The sequence below is a fragment of the Vibrio ichthyoenteri ATCC 700023 genome, from assembly GCF_000222605.1.
In the GTDB taxonomy this organism is placed as follows: domain Bacteria; phylum Pseudomonadota; class Gammaproteobacteria; order Enterobacterales; family Vibrionaceae; genus Vibrio; species Vibrio ichthyoenteri.
Genome location: NZ_AFWF01000247.1, coordinates 1 through 689, shown reverse-complemented (window position 1 = coordinate 689; position 689 = coordinate 1). Strand labels below are relative to the sequence as shown.

Sequence of the window (689 nt, the reverse complement as noted above, 5' to 3'; positions counted from 1 at the left end):
ATGCCAACCAGCGATGGTGAGCGAATCCCAAAAAGTGCGTCGTAGTCCGGATTGGAGTCTGCAACTCGACTCCATGAAGTCGGAATCGCTAGTAATCGTGGATCAGAATGCCACGGTGAATACGTTCCCGGGCCTTGTACACACCGCCCGTCACACCATGGGAGTGGGCTGCAAAAGAAGTGGGTAGTTTAACCTTTCGGGGAGGACGCTCACCACTTTGTGGTTCATGACTGGGGTGAAGTCGTAACAAGGTAGCGCTAGGGGAACCTGGCGCTGGATCACCTCCTTATACGATGATTACTCACGATGAGTGTCCACACAGATTGATGGTTTATAAAGTTTAAGAGATAGAAAAAACACTTTGAGGTGTTTAACTAGTGTCCCGTTCGTCTAGAGGCCTAGGACACCGCCCTTTCACGGCGGTAACAGGGGTTCGACTCCCCTACGGGATGCCATCTCCTCATAAGGATATGGGGCTATAGCTCAGCTGGGAGAGCGCTTCGCTGGCAGCGAAGAGGTCTGCGGTTCGATCCCGCATAGCTCCACCATTTTTAAGTGTTCTTGAAAAAGAATCTTTAAAAATGGTTTCTTTCTTTAAGTAGAAAGTAAAATCTAGCTCTTTAACAATTTGGAAAGCTGACTGATAACAACATTGTTGTTATCAAAAAAAGTTCTCAATGTTTACCTAT

General features: G+C 47.2%; 2 tRNA genes and 1 rRNA gene. All 3 read left to right on the top strand.

The window, feature by feature from the left end:
- Positions 1–289, top strand: a 16S ribosomal RNA gene (locus tag RH85_RS16885); the annotation flags it as partial.
- Positions 290–379: 90 nt separating this feature from the next.
- Positions 380–455, top strand: a tRNA-Glu gene (locus RH85_RS16880).
- A 17-nt stretch (positions 456–472) separates the two neighbouring features.
- A tRNA-Ala gene (locus RH85_RS16875) sits at positions 473–548 on the top strand.
- Positions 549–689 lie beyond the last annotated feature (141 nt).